The 25,365-nt window shown below is 63.7% G+C and carries 23 protein-coding genes; 16 read left to right on the plus strand and 7 right to left on the minus strand.

The features are described from left to right. Positions 1-193 precede the first annotated feature (193 nt). The 6 genes from AC1DUR_RS01555 to AC1DUR_RS01580 all read left to right on the plus strand — a co-directional run bounded on the left by AC1DUR_RS01555 (position 194) and on the right by AC1DUR_RS01580 (position 5,357). Positions 194-619: a CopG family transcriptional regulator gene (locus tag AC1DUR_RS01555; RefSeq protein ID WP_477717029.1), complete on the plus strand. Its 426-nt coding sequence runs from the start codon at positions 194-196 to the stop codon at positions 617-619. A 61-nt stretch (positions 620-680) separates the two neighbouring features. Next, positions 681-1,760, plus strand: coding sequence for an extracellular catalytic domain type 1 short-chain-length polyhydroxyalkanoate depolymerase (locus AC1DUR_RS01560; protein ID WP_477717030.1), 1,080 nt, complete (start codon positions 681-683; stop codon positions 1,758-1,760). A gap of 190 nt (positions 1,761-1,950) precedes the next feature. Continuing rightward, entirely contained in the window at positions 1,951-3,021 is a 1,071-nt protein-coding gene (locus AC1DUR_RS01565) for a 3-deoxy-7-phosphoheptulonate synthase (RefSeq protein ID WP_477717031.1), read from the plus strand. Positions 3,022-3,058: 37 nt separating this feature from the next. Next, complete coding sequence (locus AC1DUR_RS01570; protein WP_477717032.1) at positions 3,059-3,760, plus strand: tetratricopeptide repeat protein; 702 nt, start codon at positions 3,059-3,061, stop codon at positions 3,758-3,760. Between the two features lie 98 nt (positions 3,761-3,858). Then, entirely contained in the window at positions 3,859-4,650 is a 792-nt protein-coding gene (locus AC1DUR_RS01575; protein ID WP_477717033.1) for a hydroxyacylglutathione hydrolase, read from the plus strand. A gap of 8 nt (positions 4,651-4,658) precedes the next feature. Continuing rightward, positions 4,659-5,357, plus strand: a complete 699-nt coding sequence (locus AC1DUR_RS01580) for an NUDIX hydrolase (protein ID WP_477721089.1) — start codon at positions 4,659-4,661, stop codon at positions 5,355-5,357. A 93-nt stretch (positions 5,358-5,450) separates the two neighbouring features. Here the strand turns inward: AC1DUR_RS01580 and AC1DUR_RS01585 are convergent, their stop codons facing one another. Beyond that, complete coding sequence (locus AC1DUR_RS01585; RefSeq protein ID WP_477721090.1) at positions 5,451-6,419, minus strand: LysR family transcriptional regulator; 969 nt, start codon at positions 6,417-6,419, stop codon at positions 5,451-5,453. Positions 6,420-6,634: 215 nt separating this feature from the next. Between AC1DUR_RS01585 and ilvD the strand changes: the two genes are divergently transcribed. Beyond that, the gene (gene ilvD, locus AC1DUR_RS01590) at positions 6,635-8,329 is read left to right on the plus strand and encodes a dihydroxy-acid dehydratase (protein WP_477717036.1); all 1,695 of its coding nucleotides are present in this window, start codon (positions 6,635-6,637) and stop codon (positions 8,327-8,329) included. A 112-nt stretch (positions 8,330-8,441) separates the two neighbouring features. On the opposite strand, the gene AC1DUR_RS01595 is transcribed toward ilvD, so the two are convergent. After that, positions 8,442-8,681, minus strand: coding sequence for a TIGR04438 family Trp-rich protein (locus AC1DUR_RS01595; RefSeq protein WP_477717037.1), 240 nt, complete (start codon positions 8,679-8,681; stop codon positions 8,442-8,444). Between the two features lie 130 nt (positions 8,682-8,811). Between AC1DUR_RS01595 and AC1DUR_RS01600 the strand changes: the two genes are divergently transcribed. Further along, the gene (locus tag AC1DUR_RS01600) at positions 8,812-9,126 is read left to right on the plus strand and encodes a c-type cytochrome (protein ID WP_477717038.1); all 315 of its coding nucleotides are present in this window, start codon (positions 8,812-8,814) and stop codon (positions 9,124-9,126) included. A gap of 217 nt (positions 9,127-9,343) precedes the next feature. On the opposite strand, the gene acs is transcribed toward AC1DUR_RS01600, so the two are convergent. Next, complete coding sequence (acs, locus tag AC1DUR_RS01605) at positions 9,344-11,341, minus strand: acetate--CoA ligase (RefSeq protein ID WP_477717039.1); 1,998 nt, start codon at positions 11,339-11,341, stop codon at positions 9,344-9,346. A 171-nt stretch (positions 11,342-11,512) separates the two neighbouring features. Here acs and AC1DUR_RS01610 point away from each other — a divergent pair, with 171 nt between their 5' ends. Next, positions 11,513-12,142, plus strand: coding sequence for a YqhA family protein (locus AC1DUR_RS01610; RefSeq protein ID WP_477717040.1), 630 nt, complete (start codon positions 11,513-11,515; stop codon positions 12,140-12,142). A 25-nt stretch (positions 12,143-12,167) separates the two neighbouring features. Here AC1DUR_RS01610 and oxlT read toward each other — a convergent pair whose 3' ends face one another. Continuing rightward, positions 12,168-13,502 carry an oxalate/formate MFS antiporter gene (gene oxlT / locus AC1DUR_RS01615; RefSeq protein ID WP_477717041.1) on the minus strand — a complete coding sequence of 445 codons (1,335 nt, stop codon included), beginning with the start codon at positions 13,500-13,502 and terminating at the stop codon, positions 12,168-12,170. A 25-nt stretch (positions 13,503-13,527) separates the two neighbouring features. Here oxlT and AC1DUR_RS01620 point away from each other — a divergent pair, with 25 nt between their 5' ends. After that, entirely contained in the window at positions 13,528-14,067 is a 540-nt protein-coding gene (locus AC1DUR_RS01620) for a hypothetical protein (RefSeq protein ID WP_477717042.1), read from the plus strand. A 68-nt stretch (positions 14,068-14,135) separates the two neighbouring features. Here the strand turns inward: AC1DUR_RS01620 and fumC are convergent, their stop codons facing one another. Then, the gene (gene fumC / locus AC1DUR_RS01625; RefSeq protein ID WP_477717043.1) at positions 14,136-15,554 is read right to left on the minus strand and encodes a class II fumarate hydratase; all 1,419 of its coding nucleotides are present in this window, start codon (positions 15,552-15,554) and stop codon (positions 14,136-14,138) included. Between the two features lie 146 nt (positions 15,555-15,700). On the opposite strand from fumC, the gene AC1DUR_RS01630 reads away from it, so the two are divergent. Next, positions 15,701-17,254: a fumarate hydratase gene (locus AC1DUR_RS01630; RefSeq protein WP_477717044.1), complete on the plus strand. Its 1,554-nt coding sequence runs from the start codon at positions 15,701-15,703 to the stop codon at positions 17,252-17,254. A 133-nt stretch (positions 17,255-17,387) separates the two neighbouring features. After that, on the plus strand, positions 17,388-18,152 hold the full coding sequence (gene murI / locus AC1DUR_RS01635) for a glutamate racemase (RefSeq protein WP_477717045.1): 765 nt from the start codon (positions 17,388-17,390) through the stop codon (positions 18,150-18,152). Here the strand turns inward: murI and AC1DUR_RS01640 are convergent. Then, a complete protein-coding gene (locus AC1DUR_RS01640) occupies positions 18,149-19,474 on the minus strand; it encodes an MFS transporter (RefSeq protein ID WP_477717046.1) in 1,326 nt (441 codons plus the stop codon). The two genes, murI and AC1DUR_RS01640, sit on opposite strands and share 4 nt — an antisense overlap. Before the next feature lie 239 nt (positions 19,475-19,713). Next, the gene (locus AC1DUR_RS01645; protein ID WP_477717047.1) at positions 19,714-20,619 is read right to left on the minus strand and encodes a LysR substrate-binding domain-containing protein; all 906 of its coding nucleotides are present in this window, start codon (positions 20,617-20,619) and stop codon (positions 19,714-19,716) included. A gap of 150 nt (positions 20,620-20,769) precedes the next feature. Here AC1DUR_RS01645 and AC1DUR_RS01650 point away from each other — a divergent pair, with 150 nt between their 5' ends. The 4 genes from AC1DUR_RS01650 to metC are packed head-to-tail and all read left to right on the plus strand — an operon-like array spanning position 20,770 to position 25,334. Next, a complete protein-coding gene (locus AC1DUR_RS01650) occupies positions 20,770-21,357 on the plus strand; it encodes a cysteine dioxygenase family protein (protein ID WP_477717048.1) in 588 nt (195 codons plus the stop codon). A gap of 53 nt (positions 21,358-21,410) precedes the next feature. After that, the gene (locus AC1DUR_RS01655) at positions 21,411-23,030 is read left to right on the plus strand and encodes a rhodanese-like domain-containing protein (RefSeq protein ID WP_477717049.1); all 1,620 of its coding nucleotides are present in this window, start codon (positions 21,411-21,413) and stop codon (positions 23,028-23,030) included. Between the two features lie 50 nt (positions 23,031-23,080). Then, the gene (locus tag AC1DUR_RS01660; RefSeq protein WP_477717050.1) at positions 23,081-24,076 is read left to right on the plus strand and encodes a Bug family tripartite tricarboxylate transporter substrate binding protein; all 996 of its coding nucleotides are present in this window, start codon (positions 23,081-23,083) and stop codon (positions 24,074-24,076) included. 49 nt (positions 24,077-24,125) lie between these two features. Beyond that, positions 24,126-25,334 (plus strand): cystathionine beta-lyase, encoded by a 1,209-nt coding sequence (gene metC / locus AC1DUR_RS01665; protein WP_477717051.1) that lies wholly within the window; start codon positions 24,126-24,128, stop codon positions 25,332-25,334. The last annotated feature ends 31 nt before the right edge of the window (positions 25,335-25,365 follow it).

Genomic DNA, 25,365 nt, shown 5'->3' on the forward strand with positions numbered 1-25,365 from the left:
CCCGGCAATATCTCCGTGGAACGTAATACCTTTTTGGGAGCGGTACTTACCGTTCTGGGTGGCAGGGCCGACCTCTACCGGTAGCGGTCGCACTCATGCTTTCGTCTAAAAGGCTTAGATCCGTTAAGACAGTCCGCCGCGCCGTCATTTACCATCCAATAAACATCCACTTGGATGGTGTTAAGATGGCCAAATGCCAAAACCCAGCAAAACATCGCAAATTGCAACGCCCAAGCCGGTCGACGAAAAGATCACGATCAACCTCGGCTGTGTTGACCTTGGCCAGATTGACTTGCTGGTGCAGGAAGGGTTTTACGCGAACCGGACCGACCTGATCCGCACGGCAATTCGCAACCAGCTCACCACGCACAGCGAGGTCGTGCGCCAGGTCGTTTCGCGCAAGACGCTGGTGCTGGGAATCCAGCACTACACCGAGGCGGACCTGCTGGCCGTGCAGGCGGCCGGGGAGAAGTTGCAGATCCGCGTGCTGGGGCTGGCCACGATCGCGCCCGAGGTATCGCCCGCGCTGGCGCTCGCCACCATCGAATCGCTGACCGTGCTGGGCGCCCTGCATGCAAGCCCCGCCGTCAAAGCCGCGCTCGTGCAGCGTATCCGCTAATACAGCGAATACAGCGAATACAGCGAGTCAACGAATCCACGAATCGAACCGAAAGAAGCTGATGACCCCTGATTTTCAACGCCTGATGAAGGATGCCGCCCAGCTCACCCGTGCGGGCGACCTGCAAGCCGCCACTGCCGCAATCCAGGCCGCGCTGGGCGGCGGTGTGGCAGCAGCAACAGCAGCCGCACAAGACCTGCGCGACGTGATCGACGTTGCGGCGCGCGAGGTGACCGACTCCGCGCGGGCATTTGACGACGAGGCGCCACTGGCGCCGGTCCGCGACGCACTCGACGCAGGCCGCTTCATTGCCGGCAGCCATGGCGACGCGTCGGGTCACCGGGACTTCAAGCTCTACATTCCGCCGGGCGCCGGCGAGCGCCCGTTGCCGCTGGTCGTGATGCTGCACGGCTGCACCCAGAACCCGGACGATTTTGCGGCGGGCACCGCCATGAACGATGCGGCGCTGGCGCAGGGCTTTTTTGTACTGTACCCGGCGCAGTCGCAGCAGATGAATCCGCAGCGATGCTGGAACTGGTTCAAACACAGCCACCAGGCCCGCGGGCGCGGTGAGCCGGCGCTGCTGGCCGGCATGACGCGCGAGGTGATGGCGCGCCATGCGATTGACCCGAACCGCGTCTATGTGGCGGGCCTGTCTGCGGGCGGCGCCATGGCCGCCATCCTGGGCGACGCCTACCCTGACCTGTATGCCGCGGTGGGCGTGCACTCGGGGCTGGCGGCCGGCATCGCAACAGACCTGTCGTCGGCGCTGGGCGCGATGAGGGGTGGCGGCACCCAAGTGCGCGCCGATGCAAGCGGCGTGGCGACCATCGTTTTTCACGGCGATGCCGATACCACAGTGCACCCAGGCAACGGCGAGCAGGTCATCACGGCCAGTGTTGGCACGGCGGCCGCTGTCGAAGTCGAACAACTGAAAGGAACTGACGGCCGCGCGACCACGCGCCGCGTGCACCGCGCAGACGATGGCTCGGTGGTGGCCGAGCACTGGCTGGTGCACGGCGCGGCGCACGCCTGGTCCGGCGGCAGCGCAGAGGGTTCATATACCGATGCCCGTGGGCCGGATGCCAGCGCCGAGATGGTGCGGTTTTTTCTGGAGCATCCGCACCGCCAGGCACATTAAGGGCCCGTTCAGTTCATAACCTGCATAAGCCTGTCCTGACCTTGTCGAAGGGTCGAAGTGACGAAGCCCTTCGACCAGGCTCAGGGCGAACGGTAGCGAAGTGCCTTCAAGATTTATGAAAATCTCAATGACGCAAGTGGGCTATAAAGTGAAGGGCTGAAGAACGCAGCCTGCGAATCACGGAGACACCATGCCCACCAAAATCTCGGACATCCACATCGCCCAGGCCGATCCGCTGCCGGAGCCCCGGCTGCTGCGTGACGAACTGCCGACGGGCGACACCGAAGCCGAATTCATCGCCGCGTCGCGCGCCGCCACCCGCAACATATTGCGCGGACTCGATGACCGGCTGCTGGTGGTCGTGGGCCCCTGCTCTATCCACGAGCCCGAGTCGGCGCTCGAGTACGCTGCGCGGCTGCGCCAGGAAGCAGCGCGCCTTGGCGAATCGCTGCTGCTGGTGATGCGCGTTTACTTCGAAAAGCCGCGCACGCGCATGGGCTGGAAGGGCCTGATCTATGACCCGGGGCTAGACGGCCAGGGCGACATTGGCGAAGGCCTGCGCCATGCGCGGCGCATTTTGCTCGAATGCGCGCAGCTGGGCGTACCCGCGGCCTCTGAAATCCTGGACCTGGTGACGCCGCAGTATTACGCCGAGCTGCTGACCTGGGGCGCGATTGGCGCCCGCACGGTAGAAAGCCCGCTGCACCGGCAGATGGCTTCGGCCCTGTCGGCGCCCGTGGGTTTCAAGAACGCCACCAACGGCAGCGTGGGCGCGGCCATTGATGCCATCCACGTCGCCGCCCAGCCGCACCGCTTTCCGACCATCTCGCTCGAAGGCCGGGCCATGGTCATCACGACCACCGGCAACCCCGATGGGCACCTGGTGTTGCGCGGCGCCAGTGATGGACCGAACTACGATGCCGCCAGCGTCCAGCGCGCCACCGAAGCCCTTGAGAAATCCGGCCTGCCGCCCCGTCTGGTGATTGACTGCAGCCACGGCAACAGCAACAAGGACTATTCCCGGCAGCCCGCCGTGGCGGCCGACATTGCGCAGCAGGTGGCCGGCGGCTCGACCGGCATCTGCGGCCTGATGATTGAAAGCCACCTGGTCGAGGGCCGGCAGGACATCGTCGATGGCCGCAAGGGCCTGCACTATGGGCAAAGCGTGACCGACGCCTGCATCGGCTGGGAGGCGACCGTGGCCGTGCTGGAGCAGCTGGCGGCGGCCGTGCGCCAGCGCCGGGCGGGCGCCATCAAGTAATTTGCCGGCGCGCCTCCCGGCGTATAGGATGAGCAGCATGAGCCTCATGTTGCGCGCGCTGACCCTTTGCGTCGCCCTGGCCACCCTGGCCGCCCCGGGCACGATGATGGCTGCGCAGCCGCTGCCTGTGGCCGGGCCGCCTACGCCACTAACTCCACCTACTATTACGCGGCTGCAGGCGCGCAAGGCGATCGAGCACTCCGAGCCCGCCGTCCGGCGCGCTGCCGTCGTGCGCCTGGGCGAAGTCGGCGTCATGGCCGATGCCGACCGGCTCGTTGCCCACCTGGGAGATGATGACGCGCCGGTGCGCGAACTCGCCGAAGCTGCGCTGTGGCAGATCTGGAGCCGCTCGGGCGACCGCGCGATCGATGCCCTGCTCCTGCGCGGCGTCCAGCAGATGGAAGCGCACCAACTGGTCGAGGCGGTGGCCACGTTTTCAGAGGTCATCCGCAGAAAGCCCGCCTTTGCCGAGGGCTGGAACAAACGTGCCACCGCTTACTACTTGCTTGGCCAGTACGAGCTGTCGATCAAAGACTGCGACGAAGTCATGAAACGCAACCGCCACCATTTCGGGGCGCTCTCGGGCTATGGGCAGATCTACCTGGCGCTGGGTGACCCCGACCGCGCCCAGCCCTACCTTGAGCGCGCGCTGAAGGTGAACCCGAACATGGCTGCGGTGGCGGCGACCATCCTGATGATCGAGCGGCACCGCGAGGCAAGGCTGCGCCGCACGATCTGAATCCAGCCCCTTTGCGGCTACTTCGCAAGCAGGCCATCCATTGCAGGCATGCGCCCTAAAATGGTCCGCTCACCGTCAACAAGCCCCTGGAGCCCGCGATGATCGTCGAACGCATCTGGACCGGTAACGCCTACCGCAACTTCAATTACCTGATCGCCTGCCCCGAAACCGGCGAGGCACTGGCCATCGACCCGCTGGACCATGAAAAGACGCTGGCCACCGCCAAGGTCAAGGGCTGGCAGATCACGCAGATTCTCAACACCCACGAGCACCACGACCACACCGGCGGCAACGCGGCCGTGATTGCGGCCACCGGCGCCAAATTGATCGCCCACCACAAGGCCGGCGGGCGTATTGCGGGCGTGGACCGGGGCGTGAAGGCCGGCGACGTGATCAAGGTCGGCAAGACCGTCGAGCTGGAATGCCTGGACACGCCCGGCCACACGATGTGCCACATCTGCCTGCGCTCGCACACCGACCAGCCGGCGCTGTTTTCGGGCGACACGCTGTTCAATGCGGGCGCCGGCAATGTGCACAACGGCGGCGACGTCAACGCGCTGTATGCCACCTTTGAGGAACAGCTGGCCCGGCTGCCGGACAACACCCTGGTCTATCCGGGCCACGACTACATCGAGAACAACCTCCGGTTCACCCTGGCGCGCGAGCCCGACAACACCACCGCGAAAGCCCTGTTGCCCAGCGTGACTGACCATGAGCCCGCGAAGTCGGCCGTTACCACGCTCGCGCAGGAAAAGCTGATCAACACCTTCTTGCGCCTGAACAGCCCCAGCCTCATTGCCAAACTGCGCGAGAGCTTTCCCGACCTGCCGGACGAACCCGATGCGAAGACGGTGTTTACCAGGCTGCGGGAGCTGCGCAACCAGTGGTGACCGGAGGAATGACAGACACGCCAGGCACAACAGACACGAGCCGCAACATGCAGCAGGACCAGCATCTCAGGACACGCATCGAGGAGACGCTGCGCGCCTTCACGCTGCAGGTGGCCGCGCGCGACCAGCAGCATGCGGCGGCGGTGGCCGTGGTCATCACGGACGAAGGCCATGGCGCCGAACTGCCGGGTTTCCCGCAGCATGCGGCGTGGAGCACCCAGGCGGCCCTGCTGCTGACGCGGCGCACCCGCCACCTGCGCAAGCATGCGGGGCAATGGGCGCTGCCCGGAGGGCGCATCGACGCCGGCGAAACAGCAGAGCAGGCGGCCCTGCGCGAATTGGCCGAAGAGGTGCACCTGGAACTCGATGCCAGCTCCATCCTGGGCCGGCTCGATGATTTTGTGACCCGCTCGGGTTTTGTGATCACGCCGGTCGTCGTCTGGGCCGGCGCGGCGCAGCACATTCGGCCCAATCCGGCCGAGGTGGCCAGCATTCACCGCATTCCCATCGCGGAGTTTCTGCGCGCGGACGCACCCATGCTGGCCGATGAAGGACACGGCGCGCATCCGGTGCTGCGCATGCCGGTCGGCGACCACTGGATTGCGGCGCCGACGGCGGCGATCATCTACCAGTTTCGCGAGGTCTGCATCGAGGGGCGGCCCACCCGTGTGGCGCATTTCGAGCAGCCGGCGTTTGCCTGGAAATAGGCGCCGACACTCCGCCGACAACCCGCCCACAGCCCACCGACAGCCGCGCCCTCACAGCGCGAGCCGTCCGCGCTGCCCGCCCGGCGAACGCTTTCAACCCGGCGCAAACGCCATGAACCGCTGCAATGCAGGACTGGCCGCCCCGGCAGCCCACACCAGGCTCGTCTCACAGCCCGGCACCACCTGCCCCTTGCCCCTTTTGAGTTCCCGGTACACCACGCCCGGCCGCTGGAACTGCCGCACACTGTCGGGCACCCAGGCCACGCCCAGGCCTGCGGATACGAGATTGACGATGGTTTGCATCTGGATGGCCTCCTGGGCCACGCGCGGCAGATGGCCAGCCGCGTGGTACAGGGCAAAAATCGCGTCGTAGAGCGAAGGCAGGATGTGCCGCGGAAAAATCACCAGCGGCTGCTCCAGCAAGTCCTGCAGTACCAGCCCGGGCTTGCCAGCCAGCGCGCTTTGTTCCGGCACGGCCAGCACCAGCGGATCCTGCGAGATGCGCCGGCAAACCAGGCCGGGGGGTGCAAAGCCGGGCGAGTGCAGCATGAAGCCGGCGTCGATCTCGCCGCGCTCCAGGGCCTGAAGCTGCACATCGCCGGTGGCCTCAATCAGCTCCAGCTGCACCTTGGGATAGCGCTCGCGAAAGGTCCGCACCCAGCGCGGCAGCAAATCAAAACCCACCGTTGACACAAAGGCCAGCCGCAAGCGCCCTGCTTCGCCATCGGCCGTGGCGCGCGCATACACGGGCAAGGCCTGGGCACGCGCGAGCAGGTCGCGCGCCTCGGGCAGCAGCGCGGCCCCCGCCGCGGTCAGCCGCACGCTGCGCTTGGTGCGGTCGAACAGCTTCAGGCCCAGCATCGCCTCAAGATGGGCAATGGCCTGCGTCAGCGGCGGCTGGGTCATGTTCAGGCGCAGGGCGGCACGGCCGAAATGAAGCTCGTCGGCAACGGCTGCAAACTGGCGCCACAGGCGAAGCTCGATCAAGGGAGGGTTGCGGGATTCGCCACCTACGGCAGGAACGGAATGAGCTGAATGAGCGAAATGGGCTGAATCTGTCATATGCCATACATATTAATACAGCACAAATAATGGATTGGAAAGAATCAATCAAAACACGCATACTCGGCTTTCCGGTAGAAATATCCTCGCGTATATCCTCGCGTATATCCTCGCGTATATCCTCACGTATATCCTCACGTATAGCCCCACGTACTCCGCCCTGCCCGCATGTGACATCCGGCGCGGCAACAACCTCACAACCTCACGAGACATCCATGGAAACCAAGACCATTCAGCTCAATCCCCGCAGCAAAAACATCACCGAAGGCAAATCGCGCGCGCCCAACCGCTCGATGTACTACGCCATGGGCTATGAAGAGGCCGATTTCAAGAAGCCCATGGTTGGCGTGGCCAACGGCCACAGCACCATCACCCCCTGCAACAGCGGCCTGCAAAAGCTGGCAGATGCGGCCATTGCCGGCATCGAAGAAGCCGGCGGCAACGCCCAGGTGTTCGGCACGCCCACCATTTCCGACGGCATGGCCATGGGCACCGAGGGCATGAAGTACTCGCTGGTGAGCCGCGAAGTGATCTCCGACTGCATCGAAACCTGCGTGCAGGGCCAGTGGATGGACGGCGTGCTGGTGGTTGGCGGCTGCGACAAGAACATGCCCGGCGGCCTGATGGGCATGCTGCGCGCCAACGTGCCGGCCATTTATGTCTACGGCGGCACCATTTTGCCGGGCAGCTACAAGGGCAAGGACCTTAACATCGTCAGCGTGTTTGAAGCCGTCGGCGAAAACGCAGCGGGCCGCATGAGCGATGAAGACCTGCTGCAAATCGAGCGCCGCGCCATTCCCGGTACCGGCAGCTGCGGCGGCATGTACACGGCCAACACCATGTCCAGCGCTTTTGAGGCGCTCGGCATTTCGCTGCCCTACTCCAGCACCATGGCCAATCCGCACGACGAGAAAATGAACTCGGCCAAAGAGTCCGCCAAGGTCCTGGTCGAGGCCATCAAGAAAGACATCAAGCCGCGCGATATCGTCACGAAAAAAGCCATTGAAAACGCGGTCGCCGTGATCATGGCCACGGGCGGCTCGACCAATGCCGTGCTGCACTTTCTGGCGATTGCGCATGCCGCCGGGGTGGACTGGACAATCGACGACTTCGAACGCGTGCGTCAGAAAACGCCGGTGCTGTGCGACCTGAAGCCGTCCGGCAAATACCTGGCCGTGGACCTGCACCGCGCCGGCGGCATTCCTCAGGTCATGAAGATCCTGCTGGCGGCCGGCCTGCTGCATGGCGACTGCCTGACGATCACCGGCCAAACCATTGCCGAGGTGCTGAAGGATGTGCCCGACGCGCCGCGCGCCGACCAGGACGTGATTCGCCCCATCAGCAACCCCATGTATGCCCAGGGCCATCTGGCCATCCTGAAGGGCAACCTCTCGCCTGAAGGCTGCGTGGCCAAAATCACCGGTCTGAAAAACCCGGTCATGACGGGCCCGGCCCGCGTATTTGACGACGAGCAGTCGGCGCTGGCCGCCATCCTGGCCGGCAAAATCAAGGCGGGCGACGTGATGGTGCTGCGCTACCTCGGCCCCAAGGGCGGTCCGGGCATGCCTGAAATGCTGGCGCCCACCGGTGCGCTGATTGGTGCCGGGCTCGGCGAAAGCGTGGGCCTGATCACCGACGGCCGCTTCTCCGGCGGCACCTGGGGCATGGTGGTTGGCCATGTGGCCCCCGAAGCCGCCGCGGGAGGCAACATCGCCTTCATCAACGAGGGCGACTCCATCACCATTGACTCAAAACAGTTGCTGCTGCAACTGAACATCAGCGACGCGGAGCTGGAAAAACGCAAGGTCGGCTGGAAGGCGCCGGCACCGCGCTACAACCGCGGCGTGCAGGCCAAGTTTGCCTTCAATGCCTCGAGTGCCAGCAAGGGCGCGGTGCTGGACGACTATTGATGCCAGCTGACCTGTAAAACAAAAAAAGAGCCCGTAAGTCACAGACTTCACGGGCTCTTTACTTTGGTAACAGGGCAACGCTTAGGGGAACTCCTGGCGGCCCGAAATACAGTTATTTTCGTTTTTTGAGCATGCCCATGGCATCGCGCTGCTTGTCAATGCGGTCCTGCTTGCGCTTGGCCATCTTGTCAACTTCCTTCTGCTTGGTATAGCCCGAAGCGTCCGCCCAGGCCCACCAGGCCACCGCCAGCGCAAACGGCGACAGCACGATCCACCAGCTCCAGGCTGCGACCGGGTCTATTTCCAGGTACTTCATCACCAGGCCAACAATGCCGATCAATAACAAATACATGGGTAACTCCTGAGGATTTTGAGGGGAAAGCGGCCGGGTATTCCCCTGCAACACGGGGTCAACCGGCATCACTACAATCGCGTTAGTTGACTGTAACTGAATCTATAACTCTCCCTCACGAGGACAATCCATGAAACGCATTCTTTTGGCAATCGCTTCCGTGGCTACCGGCTTTGCCGTATCGACTCCCGCGCTGGCAGACCTGCAGCTGGCAACCGCCAAGAATTGCATGGCGTGCCACGCTGTCGACAAAAAACTGGTGGGCCCTTCGTACAAGGATGTGGCCGCCAAATACGCCGGCCAGAAAGACGCGGCCGACAAGCTCGCAGCCAAAGTCATCAAGGGCGGCTCGGGCGTGTGGGGCCCCGTGCCCATGCCGGCCAATGCGCAGGTCACCCCTGACGAGGCCAAAAAGCTGGTGGCCTGGATCCTGGCACAAAAGTAATTCTGGCTCACGACCTGCCCCGCATTGGCGGGTACCGGCAAATGAAAATGAAAAAGGCCCGTCAAATGACGGGCCTTTTTTGTGGGCGCTACGGGGTGACCGTACGGCCGACCAGCCCGATGGGCATTGGTCAGTCTCATTAGTCAGTGGTGAGTGGTCAGTGGTCGGCCGGTACCGACCCCTCTCAAGGATCTCTCAAAGCCTCCTCAGAAACCTCTCAAAGGTTTTCAGACAGCTGATCGAGAATGGCGGGGTTTTCCAGCGTCGAGGTGTCCTGCGTGAGGGCCTCACCCTTGGCAATGCCACGCAGCAGGCGGCGCATGATTTTGCCGCTGCGCGTCTTGGGCAGGTTATCGCCAAACCGGATGTCCTTGGGCTTGGCAATCGGGCCAATCTCCTTGCCGACCCAGTCGCGCAGCTCCTTGGCAATCGCCTTGGCTTCATCGCCCGTGGGCCGCGAGCGCTTGAGCACCACAAACGCCACGATCGCCTCGCCGGTCAGGTCATCAGGACGGCCCACCACGGCAGCCTCTGCCACCAGGGTTGAGTGCGCCACCAGTGCCGATTCGATTTCCATGGTGCCCATGCGATGGCCCGACACATTGAGCACATCGTCAATCCGGCCGGTGATGCGGAAGTAGCCGTTGTCGGCATTGCGCACCGCGCCGTCGCCGGCCAGGTACATCGTGCCGCCCATCTCCTCCGGAAAGTAGCTCTTCTTGAAACGCTCGGGGTCGTTCCAGATGCCGCGAATCATGGACGGCCATGGGCGTTTGACCACCAGCAGGCCACCCGAGCCGTTGGGCAAGTCCTTGCCGGTTTCATCGACGATGGCAGCCATGATGCCGGGCAGCGGCAAGGTGCAGCTTCCGGGCACCAGCGGCGTCGCGCCAGGCAGCGGCGTGATCATGTGCCCGCCCGACTCGGTTTGCCAGAAGGTATCCACGATCGGGCAGCGCTCGCCACCAATGTTTTTGTAGTACCACATCCAGGCCTCGGGGTTGATGGGTTCGCCCACCGTGCCCAGAATGCGCAGGCTGCTCAGATCCGAGCGGGCCGGGTGTATTTTTTCATCGCCTTCAGCGGCCTTGATCAGCGAACGGATGGCGGTGGGCGCGGTGTAGAAAATCGTGACCTTGTGCTTCTCGATCATCTGCCAGAACCGGCCGGCGTTCGGGTAAGTCGGAATGCCTTCAAAGATGACCTGCGTCGCACCAGCCGCCAGCGGACCATATGCCACATAGGTGTGGCCGGTGATCCAGCCGATGTCGGCGGTGCACCAGAACACATCAGCGGGCTGGATGTCGAAGGTCCAATCCATGGTGAGCTTGGCCCATAGCAGGTAGCCGCCAGTGCTGTGCTGCACGCCCTTGGGCTTGCCGGTGGAGCCCGACGTATAGAGGATAAACAGCGGGTGCTCGGCGCCCACAAATTCCGGTTCGCAGGTGGCTGCGGCCTTGGCCGTGATCTCGTGCATCAGGCTGTCGCGCCCGGCCACCATGTTGCAGGCCGTGGCGGTGCGCTGGTAGACCACCACGTTCTTGATCGACTCGCAGCCGCCCATGGCAATGCCTTCGTCCACAATCGCCTTGAGCGGCAACTCCTTGCCGCCGCGCAACTGGTAGTTGGCCGTAATGACAGCGGCAGCACCAGCGTCCTGGATACGCTCCTGCAGGCTCTTGGCCGAAAAACCACCGAACACCACCGAGTGCGTGGCGCCAATGCGGGCGCAGGCCTGCATGGCCACCACGCCTTCAATGGTCATCGGCATGTAAATAATGACGCGGTCGCCCTTTTTCAGCCCCAGGTCCTTGAGCGCACTGGCAAACTGGCTGACTTTCGCATGCAGCTCCTTGTAGGTGACATGGGTCGCCTTGCCATCGTCGCTCTCGAAAATAATGGCCTTCTTGTTCTCCGTCGGGGTGCCAAGATGGCGGTCCAGGCAGTTGTAGGAGGCGTTCAGTTCGCCATCGGCAAACCATTGGTAAAACGGTGCATTGGACTCGTCCAGAACCTGGGTGAAAGGTTTTTTCCAGCTGAGATTGTCCTTGGCCAGCCTGGCCCAGAAGCCGTCAAAATCCTCGTCGGCCTCCCGGCACATCGCGTTGTAAGCCTCCATGCCGGAAATGCGGGCGGCCTTGACGATGGCTGGGCTGGGCGGGAACACGCGGTTTTCAACCAGCACGGACTCGATGTTGGACGGGGCGGAACTCATTGCTTTTGTCTCCTGTTTGTCATTGGGATGCGTGATACTGTCGATACTGTCATATCTCGCACTTACAAGCCACTGACTGGCTTGAACCTTACAACATTCCGCAAAGCGGAGGGTCTTCGCTGCACCCCTCCCGCTACCTTACAATTTTCCAACCTTTCAGTCACGCGCCCCATGTCAGAACCCGCACAAACAAAACCAATTTCGCTTCGTCCGCTTCCTAATTCAACGCCGCTTCGTCCCCTTCCCAACCTGATTTTCGCAAGCCGCTGGCTGCAATTGCCGCTTTACCTGGGCCTGATTGCGGCTCAAGCCGTCTATGTGGTTCACTTCCTGGTGGAGCTCGCGCACCTGATCGAGGCTGCGTTTGGCAGCGAGACGGCCCTGCAGGCGCTGATCACCAGCATTGGCTACAAGACGGCCACCCCGATTGCCGCCCTGAACGAGACAGTCATCATGCTGGTGGTGCTGGCCCTGATTGACGTGGTCATGATCTCCAACCTGCTGATCATGGTGATTGTGGGCGGCTATGAAACCTTTGTGAGCCGCATGAACCTGGAAGGCCATCGCGACCAGCCTGAATGGCTGAGCCATGTGAATGCGTCCGTGCTCAAGGTCAAGCTGGCCACGGCCATCATCGGCATCAGCTCGATTCACCTGCTCAAGACCTTCATCAATGCGGACAACTACAGCGACCGCGTGCTGATTGCACAGACCGCCATCCACATCACCTTCCTGCTGTCAGCGTTGGCCATTGCCTACACCGACAAGGTGATGTCGGCCATTGCGGCCCAGCGCCACTGAAGACGCAGGGCCGCAAGGCCTTGCCTCATTCCGCCGACGGGGCAATCCGGCCGAAGCTGGCAACGCGGCTCGGTGTGGTTGCCGGCAGCACGGCCTTTTCCATCTCGGCACGCCGCATCGGGCGCAGCACATACCAGGCCATCAGCGCCGCGATCGCGTTCATGACGCTGCCAACAATGAACACGGCGTGCCAGTTGCCCGTCATTGCGGTGAGCACGCTGGACAGCGGAACCAGCAGCGACGCCGTGCCTTTGGCGGTGTAAAGCAAGCCGGCGTTGGAAGCGGCGTACTTGGAGCCAAAGGTATCGGCACAGGTCGAGGGAAAGAGGCTGTAGATCTCGCCCCAGGCGAAGAACACCATGCCCGTCAGGATCACGAAGGCGATCGGGTTGTGGCCGAACTGGTACAGCGCCAGGATGCCGATCGATTCGATGCCAAAGGCGATCAGCATGGTCTTTTCACGGCCGATCTGGTCCGACACCCAACCGAAGAAAGGACGGGTGAGCCCGTTGAGCACGCGGTCGATGGCCAGGGCGAACGTGAGCGCAGGCAGCACCAGGCCCATGATGCTGACGGGCACGTCACCGACGTGGAAATCCTTGGCGATGGGGCCGAGCTGGGCCGTAGCCATCAGGCCACCGGCCGCCACCATCACGAACATGACGTACATCACCCAGAACACCGGTGAGCGCAGGACTTCGGACGGCTTGTAGTCGCGCCGGCTCTGCTGCACATTGATCGTGGAGATCGAACTGCTCTTGGCCAGATTCTCCGGTGCCCGCGTCAGCAGGAACGACACAACAAATACGACCGCCCCCTGGATGATGCCGAAATAGAGGAATGCGGCTTCATAGCCACTGCCCTTGATCATGGCCGAAATCGGGAGAATGGTGAGCGCGGAACCCGCACCGAAACCCGCGGCCGTCAGGCCGGCAGCCAAGCCGCGGCGGTCCGGAAACCACTTCAGGGCATTGCCGACGCAAGTGCCATACACCGCCCCGGCGCCAATGCCGCTGACCGCGGCGGCGACGTAGAGCAGCATCAACGAATCGGCGAACGAATTGAGCACCCAGCCCACGCCGCAAAGAATGCCACCGACCATGACCACCGGGCGCGGCCCGAAGCGGTCGACCAGGTAGCCTTCAATCGGCACGAGCCAGGTTTCAGTCAAAACGAAAATCGTGAAGGCAACCTGGATGGCGGCCTTGCTCCAGCCGTGCTTGTCGGCTATCGGGTTCACAAAAAGGGTCCAGCCGTATTGCAGGTTCGCGATCATCGCCATGCAGACGATGCCCATGAGAAGCTGCATCCAGCGATGTGCGCTGGACGGCGCGGTAAGTGCCTTGTTGGCGTATGTCATTCATGTCTCCTGTCGCTTTTGTACCGTGGAAATTGCAATCGGAATTGCAATGGCTAATGGTGTTGTTGTTGTCGGCCGATTGTCAGAGCGTGATTTCAAAAGCCCCTTGACCACGATCAATTTTGGAAAATTTTTACGCGATGTTGCATGCGATACGAATACGGCAGGGCCGAACAAGGCACAGTCCATTGCAGTGGACTTCATTGCAGTGAACCTGATTCGTGAAATTGGAGGGCGTAACAAACGCGGAGCCGAGCCTGGCGCGCAATGCGTGGATCAGCAAACGCCCGGCGTTGCACCGGGCCTGGGAAGCACTTGGAAAAAGAAGCCGCGCAACGCAGCCTGCCGCCGCTGGCGCAGACCGGCCGACAGGAGGCAGTACTTAGCGGCTACGCAGTGCGCAGATGAAGATGTACAGCGGCGTGGCGGCGATCAACTCACGCAGCAAGTTGCGTACGCGTGCACCAAATGCGGGCTGGACAATCTTCGAATACAGGGCGAAGGTGATCATGATGTTCCCTTGGTGGTCAGAAGATTCCTGACCGTCAGCGCAATCATAGGGTAAACCCTATGACCCTGTCAATTGATCAAATGAGTCAAGGGGGCAACTGCCGAACCGGGTTGCCGCCAGCCTCAGCCCACCATGTTCTCAGGCCGCACCCAGGCGTCAAACTGCTCGCCCGTGACATAACCCGAGGCGAGCGCGGCATCGCGCAGCGTGCTCCCCTCCTTGTGCGCTTTTTTGGCAATGAACGCCGCCTTGTCATAGCCAATGTGAGGGTTGAGCGCTGTCACCAGCATCAATGACCGCTCCACCAGTTCGGTGATGCGCGCCCGGTTGGGCTCAATGCCGGCGGCGCAATGGTCGTTAAAGCTCACCATGCCGTCGGCCAGCAGGCGCACGCTCTGCAAAAAATTGTGCGCAATCATGGGCCGGAACACATTCAGTTCGAAGTTGCCCGATGCCCCGCCAAAGTTGATGGCCACGTCGTTGCCGAACACCTGCGCGGCCAGCATGGTGACCGCCTCGCTTTGCGTCGGGTTGACCTTGCCCGGCATGATGGATGAGCCGGGCTCGTTTTCCGGAATGCTCAGCTCCCCAATGCCGCTGCGCGGCCCGCTGGCCAGCCAGCGCACGTCATTGGCAATCTTCATCAGGCTGGCGGCCAGCGTCTTGAGCGCACCGTGCGCATGCACCAGCGCATCGGCAGCAGCCATCGCCTCGAATTTGTTGGGTGCCGTCACAAACGGCAGCCCGGTCAGGCTGGCCAGCTCGGCCGCTACCTTCTCGGCATAACCCTTGGGTGCATTCAGGCCGGTGCCCACCGCCGTGCCGCCCAGTGCCAGTTCATAGAGGTGCGGCAGTGCCGCGCCCACATGCCTTTCACCCTGCTCCAGTTGCGCCGCATAGCCCGAGAATTCCTGGCCCAGCGTCAGCGGGGTGGCGTCCTGCAGATGGGTTCGTCCAATCTTGACAATGTCACCAAAGTCGCTGGCCTTCTGGGCCAGCGTGGCGCGCAGCTTTGCGATGGCCGGCAACAGCCGGCGCGTGATGGCCTCGACCGCCGAGACATGCATGGCCGTGGGAAACACGTCGTTGGAGGACTGGCTGCGATTCACGTCGTCATTGGGGTGCACCAGCCGGCTTTCGCCACGCTCGCCGCCCAGCAGCTCGCTGGCGCGGTTGGCCAGCACTTCATTGACGTTCATATTGGTCTGGGTGCCCGAGCCGGTCTGCCAGACCACGAGCGGGAATTCGTCGGGATGCCGGCCTGCGATCACCTCATCGGCGGCGGCCACAATCGCCTCCGTCTTTTTTTCGCCCTGCAAACCCAACGCGTGGTTCACCCTTGCGGACGAACGCTTGATTTCCGCCAGCGCCCGGATAATTTCGCGCGGCTGCTGCTCGCCGGAGATGTCGAAATTCTGCAGGGAGCGCTGGGTTTGTGCCCCCCACAGCCGCTCGGACGCGACTTCAATCGGCCCAAAGGTGTCGTGTTCAGTACGTGTTTTGCTATGTGTGCTGCTATGTGTGCCGGTACGGGTTTTCATGGTCATTTCCTCATGGCGCAGGGCCACCTGTTCACACCTGTCAAAATACGGGGTTGCGGCTACCGTAGCACAGAGTGACCGCCCCGAAAAGACCGCCCCGAAAAAGCAACCCGGAAAAAGCCATTCCCCCACCCAAGCACCTGACCATGACGACCATCATCAAACAAGCCGACCTGATTGAATCCGTTGCCGCCGCCCTGCAGTACATCAGCTACTACCACCCCACCGACTACATCGCCCATCTGGCCCGTGCCTACGAGCGCGAACAGAGCCCGGCGGCCAAGGACGCGATTGCGCAAATCCTGACCAACAGCAAGATGAGCGCCACGGGCCAACGGCCGATCTGCCAGGACACCGGCATCGTCAATGTGTTTTTGAAGGTTGGCATGGACGTACGCTGGGAGGGTTTTACCGGCAGCGTGGACGACGCCATCAACGAAGGCGTGCGCCGCGGCTACAACCACCCCGACAACACTTTGCGCGCCTCCGTGGTGGCCGATCCCCAGTTCGACCGCAAGAACACCAAGGACAACACGCCCGCCGTGATCTTCACCGAGCTGGTGACCGGCAACACGGTTGAAGTCACGGTGGCAGCCAAAGGCGGCGGCAGTGAAAACAAGAGCAAGATGGTCATGCTCAACCCCGGCGACTCGGTGGTCGACTGGGTGCTGAAAACCGTGCCCACCATGGGCGCCGGCTGGTGCCCGCCCGGCATGCTGGGCATCGGCATCGGCGGCACCGCCGAAAAAGCCGTGCTGATGGCCAAGGAAAGCCTGATGGACGACCTGGACATGTATGAGCTGCAGGCCAAATCGTCTTCGGGTGCCAAACTGACCAAAACCGAAGAGCTGCGCCTCGAACTGTTCGAGAAAGTCAACGCGCTCGGCATTGGCGCGCAGGGCCTGGGTGGTCTCACCACCGTGCTCGACATCAAGATCAAGATGTACCCCACGCACGCGGCCAGCAAGCCCGTCGCCATGATCCCGAACTGCGCGGCCACGCGCCACGCGCATTTTGTGCTCGACGGCAGCGGCCCGGTTTACCTGGACCCGCCGTCGCTGGACCTCTGGCCCAATGTGAACTGGGAACCCGACTACAACAAGAGCAAAAAGGTCAACCTCAACACACTCACGAAGGAAGAAGTCGCCAGCTGGAAGCCCGGCGACACGCTGCTGCTGAACGGCAAGATGCTGACGGGCCGCGACGCCGCGCACAAGCGCATCGCCGACATGCTGCTCAAGGGCGAAAAGCTCCCGGTCGATTTCACCAACCGCGTGATTTACTACGTCGGCCCGGTGGACCCGGTCAAGGGTGAAGCGGTCGGCCCCGCCGGCCCGACCACCGCGACCCGCATGGACGGCTTCACCGAAATGATGCTGGCGCAAACCGGTTTGATTTCGATGGTGGGCAAGGCTGAGCGCGGCCCCGTCGCGATTGAGGCCATCAAGAAGCACCAGAGCGCTTACCTGATGGCCGTGGGCGGCGCCGCCTACCTGGTGTCCAAGGCCATCAAGCATGCCGAAGTGGTGGGCTTTGCCGACCTGGGCATGGAGGCGATTTACGAGTTTGACGTCGTGGACATGCCGGTTACCGTGGCTGTGGATGCCGGCGGCACCAGCGCGCACATCACCGGCCCAGCCGAGTGGCAGAAGAAAATCGCCACCGGCGAGTTCAAGCAGATTCCGGTCACCAGCGTTTGAGCATCGGCAAGATGCGTGAGTCCCTTCTTCACTTCAAGCCGGGGCCGCGGAACCGGCTTTGCCGGGCCGCAGGCGCAGCGGCCCCCTCGGGGGGCAGGGCGCTACACGCAGTGAGCAACCGTGGGGGCTCTTCTTGATCGGCGTTTTCGACAGCGGCGTCGGCGGCCTGAGCGTCCTCGGGGCGCTGCGCGCCGAGTTGCCGGCCGAGGACTTCATCTATCTTGCCGACGCCGGCTTTGCGCCGTACGGCGAGCGTGGCGACAGCTACGTGATCGAGCGGACGCGCACCGTGGTGCGGCGCCTGGTACAGGAGGATCGCGTCAAGGCCCTGGTGATCGCCTGCAACACAGCAACCGCTGCCGCCATTCACCTGGTGCGCGCAGAGTATCCGCAGCTGCCGCTGGTAGGCGTCGAGCCCGCGCTGAAGCCGGCGGTGGCGTTGAGCAAGACCCGGCGCGTCGGCGTCATCGGCACGCGCGGCACGCTGGCCAGCACCAAAGTCCGCATGCTGCACGACTCGCTGAAAGACCAGGCCGAGTTTGTATTCCAGCCCTGCGACGGCCTGGCCGATGCCATCCAGAACGACGACATGGCGCAGATCACAACGCTTTGCGCGCGGTACATGGAGGCCCTGGGGCCCTTCGGCACGCAAAGCGGACAGATCGACACGCTGGTGCTGGGCTGCACGCACTACCCTTTCGCCCAACACGTTCTTCGGTCGCTGGTAGGCGAGACAGTCCAACTCATCGAAACCGGTGAGCCCGTCGCACGGCAGACAAGGCGACTGCTGGAAGCCGGGATGCTTTTGAGGAACGAGGGGATGGGCAGCGTGACGCTGCTGACGACCGGCGAGCCTGGGCAGCTAAGATCTGCCGCCGCACGCTGGCTCTCGCTTTAAGGGATGGCGTTGGCCTGGATGGCGTTGGCCTGCAGCGCCGCTTCGCGCCCGCGCCGCATGTTCACCGGGATCAGCAGCACCAGCCCCACGACAAACAGCGCGGCCGTCGACAGAATGGCCATGCGCTGGTTACCACCGGTCATCCAGGTGATGGCGCCATAGCTTAACGGCCCGATGATGCTGGCCAGGCGGATCGCGAAGGTCCACAACCCGTAGAACTCCGCCAGTTGCCTCTCGGGCGCGAACATGCCGGCCATGGCGCGGCCGGCCGACTGGCTCGAGCCCATGCACAGGCCCGCGATCGCGGCTGCGTACCAGAAGCCGCCCTTGGTCGTTGTGATAGCAGCGATCACGCAAGTGGCGATCCAGCCCACCAGCGTGATGCCTAGCGCAAGCTTGTGGCCGATGCGATCCTGGAAATAACCAAAGGCGAACGCGCCGCCGGCGGCTGCAAGGTTGAGCACGAAGATCAGCACCATGGTTTCCTGCGGCTGGAAGCCGATCACCTGCTCGGCGTAAATCGCAGCCAGCGCGATGGCCACGGCCACGCCCCCCTGGTAAAACACCGCGCAGGCTAGCAGCCACATGAAATCCTGGTAACGCCTGGCCTGGCGAAAAGTCTGGCGCAGTTGCGCAAGCGAAGCCTTCATGCCGCTCTGACGCAAGGCAGCCGGGTTGGGCTGGGCCCGTTCATTGAGCAGGCGAAACGTGACCAGCGATGCCAGGCCGTAGATCACCGCCGTGATCAGCATGGTGACGGGAACAAACTGGTCGGCCTTGATGCCCTGGCCTTGGGCCCAGATCACGTAGCCCAGGCAAAGCCCCAGCGCCAGCATGCCGCCAAAATAGCCAAAACTCCAGCCCCAGCCACTGACCTTGCCCAAGGCCTCGGCCCTGGCCAGCTCCGGCAGGAAGGCGGCGGTCAACGATTCGCCATACGAAAAGAAGGTGTTCGACAGGATGATCAACAACATGGCGAACGCCACGCTGCCAGGCCCTGCAAACGCGAGCGCTGCGGTGGTCACCACACAACCCACCGTCGTCAGCATCAGCAGCCGTTTCTTGGCTGCGCGCAGGTCGGCATAGGCACCGATGCTGGGCATGGTGAGCATGACAATCGCGTAGGACACGCTGAGCGCCACCGTCCAGGCAAAGGTGGCCCACTCGGCCTTCTGCGCAATGCCGCCCACGAAATAGGCGGCAAACACTGCCGTGATCACAACGGTGGTGTAGCCCGAGTTCGCAAAATCGTACATGGCCCAGCCAAACACCTCGCGTTTGCGTACGCCGGGGTTGAGGGCATCCTGGGAAAAAAGGGCCATGATTCAGCTCCTGAAGAGGGGCCAAGCATAGTTCACGGAGATGTCAGTGCCGATGGCGCGGTCGCCGGCCACCGCCGTTGCCGGTACTGCCCGGACCGCATCGAGCGCGGCATTGACGCTGCGGCCGACGCTGGAATCGCCACAAAAATAATAGCAACCATCACCCACCACGCAAGGGCTAGAGCCTTAAAACGTCATTAACCCTGGGCCAACGGGCGTTCCGGCGCCGCCGGCAGCGCTCACGCCTCCGCCACGGGCTGCGCGGCCGAAGGGCCCGGGTCCGCCGCGCTGCGGATCAAACCCAGGTTGGCCTTGAGCATGTCGAACACCTTGCGCGTGACCGGGTTGATAACGTTCCTGCGAATGAACAGGTAGTAGTCCAGGTCGGGCAGACGCGGCAGGCCGTCGTTTTCGCCCAGCACGCGCAGGTCGGCGCCGGCCATCTCGATGCCGCGCGCGGTCACGCCCAGGCCCGCCCGCAGCGCGGCCTTGATGCCGATCAGGCTGGAGGCGGTGTAGTTGGGCGACCACGGAATGCCGGCGGCGTCCAGCGCCTCGCGCGCCAGCCGGTAAAACACGCTGGGCCCTTCCACCAGGATCAGCGGCACCGGCTTGGCGCGGTCATGCACGTAGCTGGCCGAACACAGCCACACCGTGGGCGAAGTGCGCAACACCACACCGTCCAGCGCCGGGTCGTTGCGGTTGGAGATGGTCATGTCGAGCTCGCCGCGCTTGAGCGACTCCATGAGGAAGGGGCTGCGCCCCACCTGGATGTCGAGCTGCAGCAGGGGTGAGGCGCGCGCCACCTGCGCCAGCAGCGTCGGCAGCATGGTGTCGGCCACGTCGTGCGGCGCGCCTATGCGCAGCACGCCCTCCAGGTTGCCCTGCTGCAGGCTGCGCAAGGCATCGTCATTGATGGCCAGCAGGTGGCGCGCGTAATCCAGCAGCTTTTGCCCGTGCGGCGTCAGGCGCTTGTGGCGCCCCTGCTTTTCAAACAGCGGGTGGCCGATCTGGTCTTCCAGGCGCTGCATCTGCTGCGTCACCGCCGACTGGGTTTTGCCCAGCTGGATGGCGGCGCCGGCAAAGCTGTTCCGTTCTTCAATGGCCACCAGGGTCCTCAGCAATTCCAGGTCAAGCGTGTTCATTCAAGGTCACCAGCAAGTCATCAGCAAAGCCATCAGCAAGATTTACATATTACAAATACTAATGTATTTATCTCTATTTTTGAGTTGTTTCAGAAATATGACTTGACTATATTAGGTCCATCAAATCGAAATTTCACTAGGAAAACACCCATGAACGCAGCAGCAGAGCGCAACCAGGTGGTTGGTGCCGCCATTAAAAACATTAAAAATATTGTTGGAAACGGCGAGGCGACGCGCCAGTCCCTGGCCGGGGTGCTGGCCGTGCTGAACCAGCTGGCCGGCCGCAAGGACCTGTGGAGCGCCGCAGATTTCGCGCCGCCTGAAAGCCCCGAGCTGCAGGCGCGCTACCTGATCGCCGAAGACGCTGACCAGAGCTTCGCGCTCTACCTCAACGTGATGCGCCCCGGCAAACGCATCGTGCCGCACAACCACACCACCTGGGCCTGCATCAGCGCCGTGGAAGGGACCGAGCTCAACCGCGTGTACGAACGCCAGGACGACGCCTCGGTGCCGGGCAAGGCACAGCTCAAGGAAGTCAGCTCGGTCGTGGTCGAGCCCGGCACCGGCATCGCGCTGATGCCGGAAGACATCCATTCGGTGGAGATCCCGGCCGGTCAGGTGATACGCCACCTGCACATGTATGGCCGCGCGCTTGAAACGCTGAACACACGCACCGGCTACGACCTGGAAAAGGGCACGTACGAAACCATGGGGATCGGCGTGCAGACCCGCCGCTGATGACCTTGCCCTCCCACTCCACGCACTCCACACATTCCACGCGCTCCCTATCCATGACACGTTTTATAGACGCCGCCACGCTGAAAACCTGGCTGCACGACGGCGAGGAAATCGCCCTGTTTGATGTGCGCGAGCACGGCCAGTACGGCCAGTCCCATTTGTTTTACGGCATTCCCCTGCCCTATAGCCGGCTGGAACTGGACGCGCCACGCCTGGCGCCGCGCCAAAGCGTGCGGCTGGTGGTGTATGACGGCGATGGCTGCGGCGCAGCGCCCCTGGCCGCGCGCCGCCTCACCGCGCTCGGCTACAGCGATGTGCAGGTGCTGCAGGGCGGCACGGCTGGCTGGCAGGCCGCCGGTTTTCCGCTGTTTGCCGGCGTCAACGTGCCATCCAAGACCTTTGGCGAGCTGGCCGAGCAGGTCTACCACACGCCCCGGGTGAGCGCGACCGAGTTGGCGGCCATGCTGGCGCGGCAGGACGACGTCGTGGTGCTGGACGGGCGGCCGTTTTCGGAATTCCGCAAGATGAACATCCCGACGGCGATCAGCTGCCCGAATGGCGAACTGGCCTTGCGCATCCGCGAGCTGGTGCCCAGCGAGCAGACCCACATCGTGATCAACTGCGCCGGGCGCACGCGCAGCATCATCGGTGCGCAGACGCTGATCAACCTGGGCCTGCGCAATCCCGTGTCCGCGCTCGAAAACGGCACCCAGGGCTGGTACCTGGCCGACCTGAAACTCGAACACGGCGGCACGCGCCGCTACAAGGAAGCGGAGGAACCGGCCCAGCCCGGCGAGTCCGCCGGCATGCGCGCGGCGGCCCAGGCGCTGGCAAAGCGTTTCGGCGTGCCCGTTGTCGATGCGCAGACCGTGCGCGGCTGGGCTGGCGATGCACAGCGCACGCTCTTTTTGTGCGATGTCCGCAGCCCCGAAGAATACGCACGCGGCAGCTTGCCCGGCGCGCAGCACACACCCGGCGGCCAACTGATCCAGGCCACCGACCAGTACGTGGGCGTGCGCCAGGCCCGGCTGGTGCTGTTCGATGCGGACGGCATCCGTGCGCTGACGGTGGCCAGCTGGCTGCGCCAGTTGGGCCACGACGCCAGCGTGCTGGACCAGGGCCTGGTCAGCGGCCTGGCCTTGCCTGAAGCGCAGCCGGCGCTCTTGCCTGTGTTGCCTGTGTTACCCGTCACCAGCGCCAAAGCCCTGGCCGCCGGGCTGACAAGCGGTGCGGCGCTTGCCATCGATCTGCGCCCCAGCATGCAGTTTCGCCAAAGCCATATTCCCGGTGCGCGCTGGGCCATCCGGCCGCGCCTGGCGGCGGCACTGGCCGGCGACAGCCGCCCCGTGGTACTGGTTGCCGACGAGCCCGCCGTGGCGGCCTGCGCCGCCGTCGACCTTCAAGCGCTGGGTCTGGAGGTCAGCCTGCTGGCAGGCGGCCTGGCCGCCTGGCGCGCCGCCGGTTTGCCGCTGCAGGCCACTGAACACATTCCGGCCGACAGCGACTGCATCGACTACCTGTTCTTTGTGCATGACCGGCACGACGGCAACAAGGAGGCGGCACGCCAATACCTGGCCTGGGAAGTCAACCTGATTGCTCAGCTTGATGCGCAGGAGCTGCAGGCCTTCCGGCTGCCGGATGCCGCACCTGGGCTTGCCCACGCAAGCGCCTAGCCTTTCGCTTTTTCACCTGCTTTTTATTCACTTTTCTTCAGGAGCCCGCCATGCTTGCCACGCTGAAATTCACTGCCGCCTCACTTTGCTGGGCCGTGCTTGCCGTGCACGGCACCGCCTCGGCGCAGCCCATGCCGCAGGTCGGCGGTTTCCCGAACCAGGCCATCAAGTTCGTGTCGCCCTTCCCGGCCGGCGGCGGCAATGACGCCACGACACGCTTTGTGACCAGCCGCCTGTCCGACATCACCGGCCAGAGCGCCGTGGTCGACAACCGCGGCGGCGCCGGCGGCAACATAGGCGCCAAGACCGTGGCCGACGCCAAGCCCGACGGCTACACGGTGCTCACGGGCCAGGTCTCGCTGATGGCGGTCAATCCCACGCTGTATGCCTCGCCGGGCTTTGACCCGTTGAAAAATTTCCTGCCCATCACCCAGATCAACGCGGCGCCGCTGGTGCTAGTGGTGGCCAGCAACTCGCCCCTGAAAAGCTTTGCCGACCTGGCCACGCAGACCAAGACCCAGCCCGGCCGCGTCACCTATGCCACGCCGGGCAACGGCACGCTGTCGCACCTGGTCGGCGTGGTGCTGGAAAAAGACAGCGCCCTGAGCATGACCCATGTGCCCTACAAGGGCGCGGCCCCGGCCATCACCGACCTGCTGGGCGGCCAGGTGGACATCCTGATCACCTCCACCGCCTCGGTGTCCAGCTTCATACAGAACGGCAAGATGCGCGCCCTGGCCGTCACCAGCCCGCGCCGCATCGGCGTGTTCGCCAAGGTCCCGACACTGGAAGAGCTGGGCTACCGCAACTCCACCTTTGAAGACTGGTACGGGTTTTTCGCGCCGGCCGGCACGCCGCCCGAGCGCGTAGCCTACCTGCACGACAGCATCGTGCGCTCCCTCAAGTCGCCGGAAGTCAGCAAGCTGATCACCGACGGCGGCAGCGAAGTGGTGGGCAACACGCCGGCGGCCTTTGCCGCGCAGCTCAAGGAAGACATCGCCCGCTGGTCGCGCGTCGTCAAGCTGTCAGGTGCAAAACTGGACTGACGTGTCCCCGATGTGTCCCTGATCTGTCGTTCACCAAGGCGCTCCCTGCATGAATAAAAAATCGCCGCCGGCTACCTCACCATCCGGTGCGTCGCCCCTGACCCGTCTGGTCCACGCCGGCAAGCAGCCCGCCTTCGACGGCGGCCGGCCGGTCAACCCGCCCGTGGTGCGCGCCAGCACCGTGCTGTTTGACAACACGGCGCAGCAGCGCGAGATGCGCATGCGGCGCGGCGATGAGCGCCTGTTCACCTACGGGGCCCGCGGCAACCCGACGAATTTCGCGCTGGAAGACCTGGTGAGCGAACTAGAAGGCGCTCACCGCACGCGGCTTTTCCCCACCGGCCTGGCCGCCATCGCGATGACGCTGCTGTCCTACCTCAAGCCCGGCGACCACCTGCTGATGTCGGACAGCGTCTACGAGCCGGCGCGCAAGCTAGTGCATTCCTTCCTCACGCCTTACAACATCCGCTGCACTTTCTTTGCGGCCGACGGCAGCGATGTGGAAGAAAAAATCGAGGCCGGCACGCGCATGATCTACGCCGAATGCCCGGGCTCGCTCGTCTATGAAATGTGCGACCTGCCGCGCCTGGCCGACATCGCGCACGCCAGGGGCCTGCTGCTGGTGGCCGACAACACCTGGGGCTCCGGCTGCCAATACCGGCCGCTGGCGCTGGGCGCCGACGTGTCCATCATGGCCGCCACCAAATACCTGTCGGGCCATTCCGACGTGATGATGGGCACCGTAGCCACCACGCAGGACGCCTGGCAGGCGCTGGCCGAGCGCAGCGACGCCTTCGGCATGACGGTGAGCCCTGACGACGCCTACCTGGTGCTGCGCGGTGCGCGCAGCCTGGCCGCGCGCCTGGCCCTGCATGAAAGCAGCGCCCTGCAGGTGGCGGCATGGCTGCAAACCCGCGGCGAAGTAGCCACGGTGTTCTGCCCGGCCCTGCCCGGACACCCGGGCCACGCCTTGTGGCAACGGGACTGCTCGGGCACCAACGGCCTGCTGTCTTTCGAGCTGCAGCATGCATTCGACCAGGCCGCCGCCGAGCGGTTGATCGACAGCCTGCAGCTGTTCGGCATAGGTGCTTCGTGGGGCGGCTATGAAAGCCTGGTCACGCTGACCGACATGCGCCGCGCCCGCAGCGTGGCCGACTGGTCGGGCCGCGGCCAGGTCATCCGGCTGCACATCGGGCTGGAAGACCCGGCCGATCTGCTGCGTGATTTGCAGCAAGGGTTTGCCGCGCTCGCCGACTGATCAGCGGCGCCGCCCCGCCCGCCGGCGCTTC

This window comes from Polaromonas sp. P4_F4 (assembly GCF_056401355.1).

What these genes read in the sequence shown, in the direction of transcription:
- AC1DUR_RS01555 (WP_477717029.1), top strand. Translation starts at nt 194, where the DNA reads ATGCCAAAACCCAGCAAAACATCGCAAATTGCAACGCCCAAGCCGGTC.
- AC1DUR_RS01560 (WP_477717030.1), top strand. Translation starts at nt 681, where the DNA reads ATGACCCCTGATTTTCAACGCCTGATGAAGGATGCCGCCCAGCTCACC.
- AC1DUR_RS01565 (WP_477717031.1), top strand. Translation starts at nt 1,951, where the DNA reads ATGCCCACCAAAATCTCGGACATCCACATCGCCCAGGCCGATCCGCTG.
- AC1DUR_RS01570 (WP_477717032.1), top strand. Translation starts at nt 3,059, where the DNA reads ATGAGCCTCATGTTGCGCGCGCTGACCCTTTGCGTCGCCCTGGCCACC.
- AC1DUR_RS01575 (WP_477717033.1), top strand. Translation starts at nt 3,859, where the DNA reads ATGATCGTCGAACGCATCTGGACCGGTAACGCCTACCGCAACTTCAAT.
- AC1DUR_RS01580 (WP_477721089.1), top strand. Translation starts at nt 4,659, where the DNA reads ATGACAGACACGCCAGGCACAACAGACACGAGCCGCAACATGCAGCAG.
- AC1DUR_RS01585 (WP_477721090.1), bottom strand. Translation starts at nt 6,419, where the DNA reads ATGACAGATTCAGCCCATTTCGCTCATTCAGCTCATTCCGTTCCTGCC.
- ilvD (WP_477717036.1), top strand. Translation starts at nt 6,635, where the DNA reads ATGGAAACCAAGACCATTCAGCTCAATCCCCGCAGCAAAAACATCACC.
- AC1DUR_RS01595 (WP_477717037.1), bottom strand. Translation starts at nt 8,681, where the DNA reads ATGTATTTGTTATTGATCGGCATTGTTGGCCTGGTGATGAAGTACCTG.
- AC1DUR_RS01600 (WP_477717038.1), top strand. Translation starts at nt 8,812, where the DNA reads ATGAAACGCATTCTTTTGGCAATCGCTTCCGTGGCTACCGGCTTTGCC.
- acs (WP_477717039.1), bottom strand. Translation starts at nt 11,341, where the DNA reads ATGAGTTCCGCCCCGTCCAACATCGAGTCCGTGCTGGTTGAAAACCGC.
- AC1DUR_RS01610 (WP_477717040.1), top strand. Translation starts at nt 11,513, where the DNA reads ATGTCAGAACCCGCACAAACAAAACCAATTTCGCTTCGTCCGCTTCCT.
- oxlT (WP_477717041.1), bottom strand. Translation starts at nt 13,502, where the DNA reads ATGACATACGCCAACAAGGCACTTACCGCGCCGTCCAGCGCACATCGC.
- fumC (WP_477717043.1), bottom strand. Translation starts at nt 15,554, where the DNA reads ATGAAAACCCGTACCGGCACACATAGCAGCACACATAGCAAAACACGT.
- AC1DUR_RS01630 (WP_477717044.1), top strand. Translation starts at nt 15,701, where the DNA reads ATGACGACCATCATCAAACAAGCCGACCTGATTGAATCCGTTGCCGCC.
- AC1DUR_RS01640 (WP_477717046.1), bottom strand. Translation starts at nt 19,474, where the DNA reads ATGGCCCTTTTTTCCCAGGATGCCCTCAACCCCGGCGTACGCAAACGC.
- AC1DUR_RS01645 (WP_477717047.1), bottom strand. Translation starts at nt 20,619, where the DNA reads ATGAACACGCTTGACCTGGAATTGCTGAGGACCCTGGTGGCCATTGAA.
- AC1DUR_RS01650 (WP_477717048.1), top strand. Translation starts at nt 20,770, where the DNA reads ATGAACGCAGCAGCAGAGCGCAACCAGGTGGTTGGTGCCGCCATTAAA.
- AC1DUR_RS01655 (WP_477717049.1), top strand. Translation starts at nt 21,411, where the DNA reads ATGACACGTTTTATAGACGCCGCCACGCTGAAAACCTGGCTGCACGAC.
- AC1DUR_RS01660 (WP_477717050.1), top strand. Translation starts at nt 23,081, where the DNA reads ATGCTTGCCACGCTGAAATTCACTGCCGCCTCACTTTGCTGGGCCGTG.
- metC (WP_477717051.1), top strand. Translation starts at nt 24,126, where the DNA reads ATGAATAAAAAATCGCCGCCGGCTACCTCACCATCCGGTGCGTCGCCC.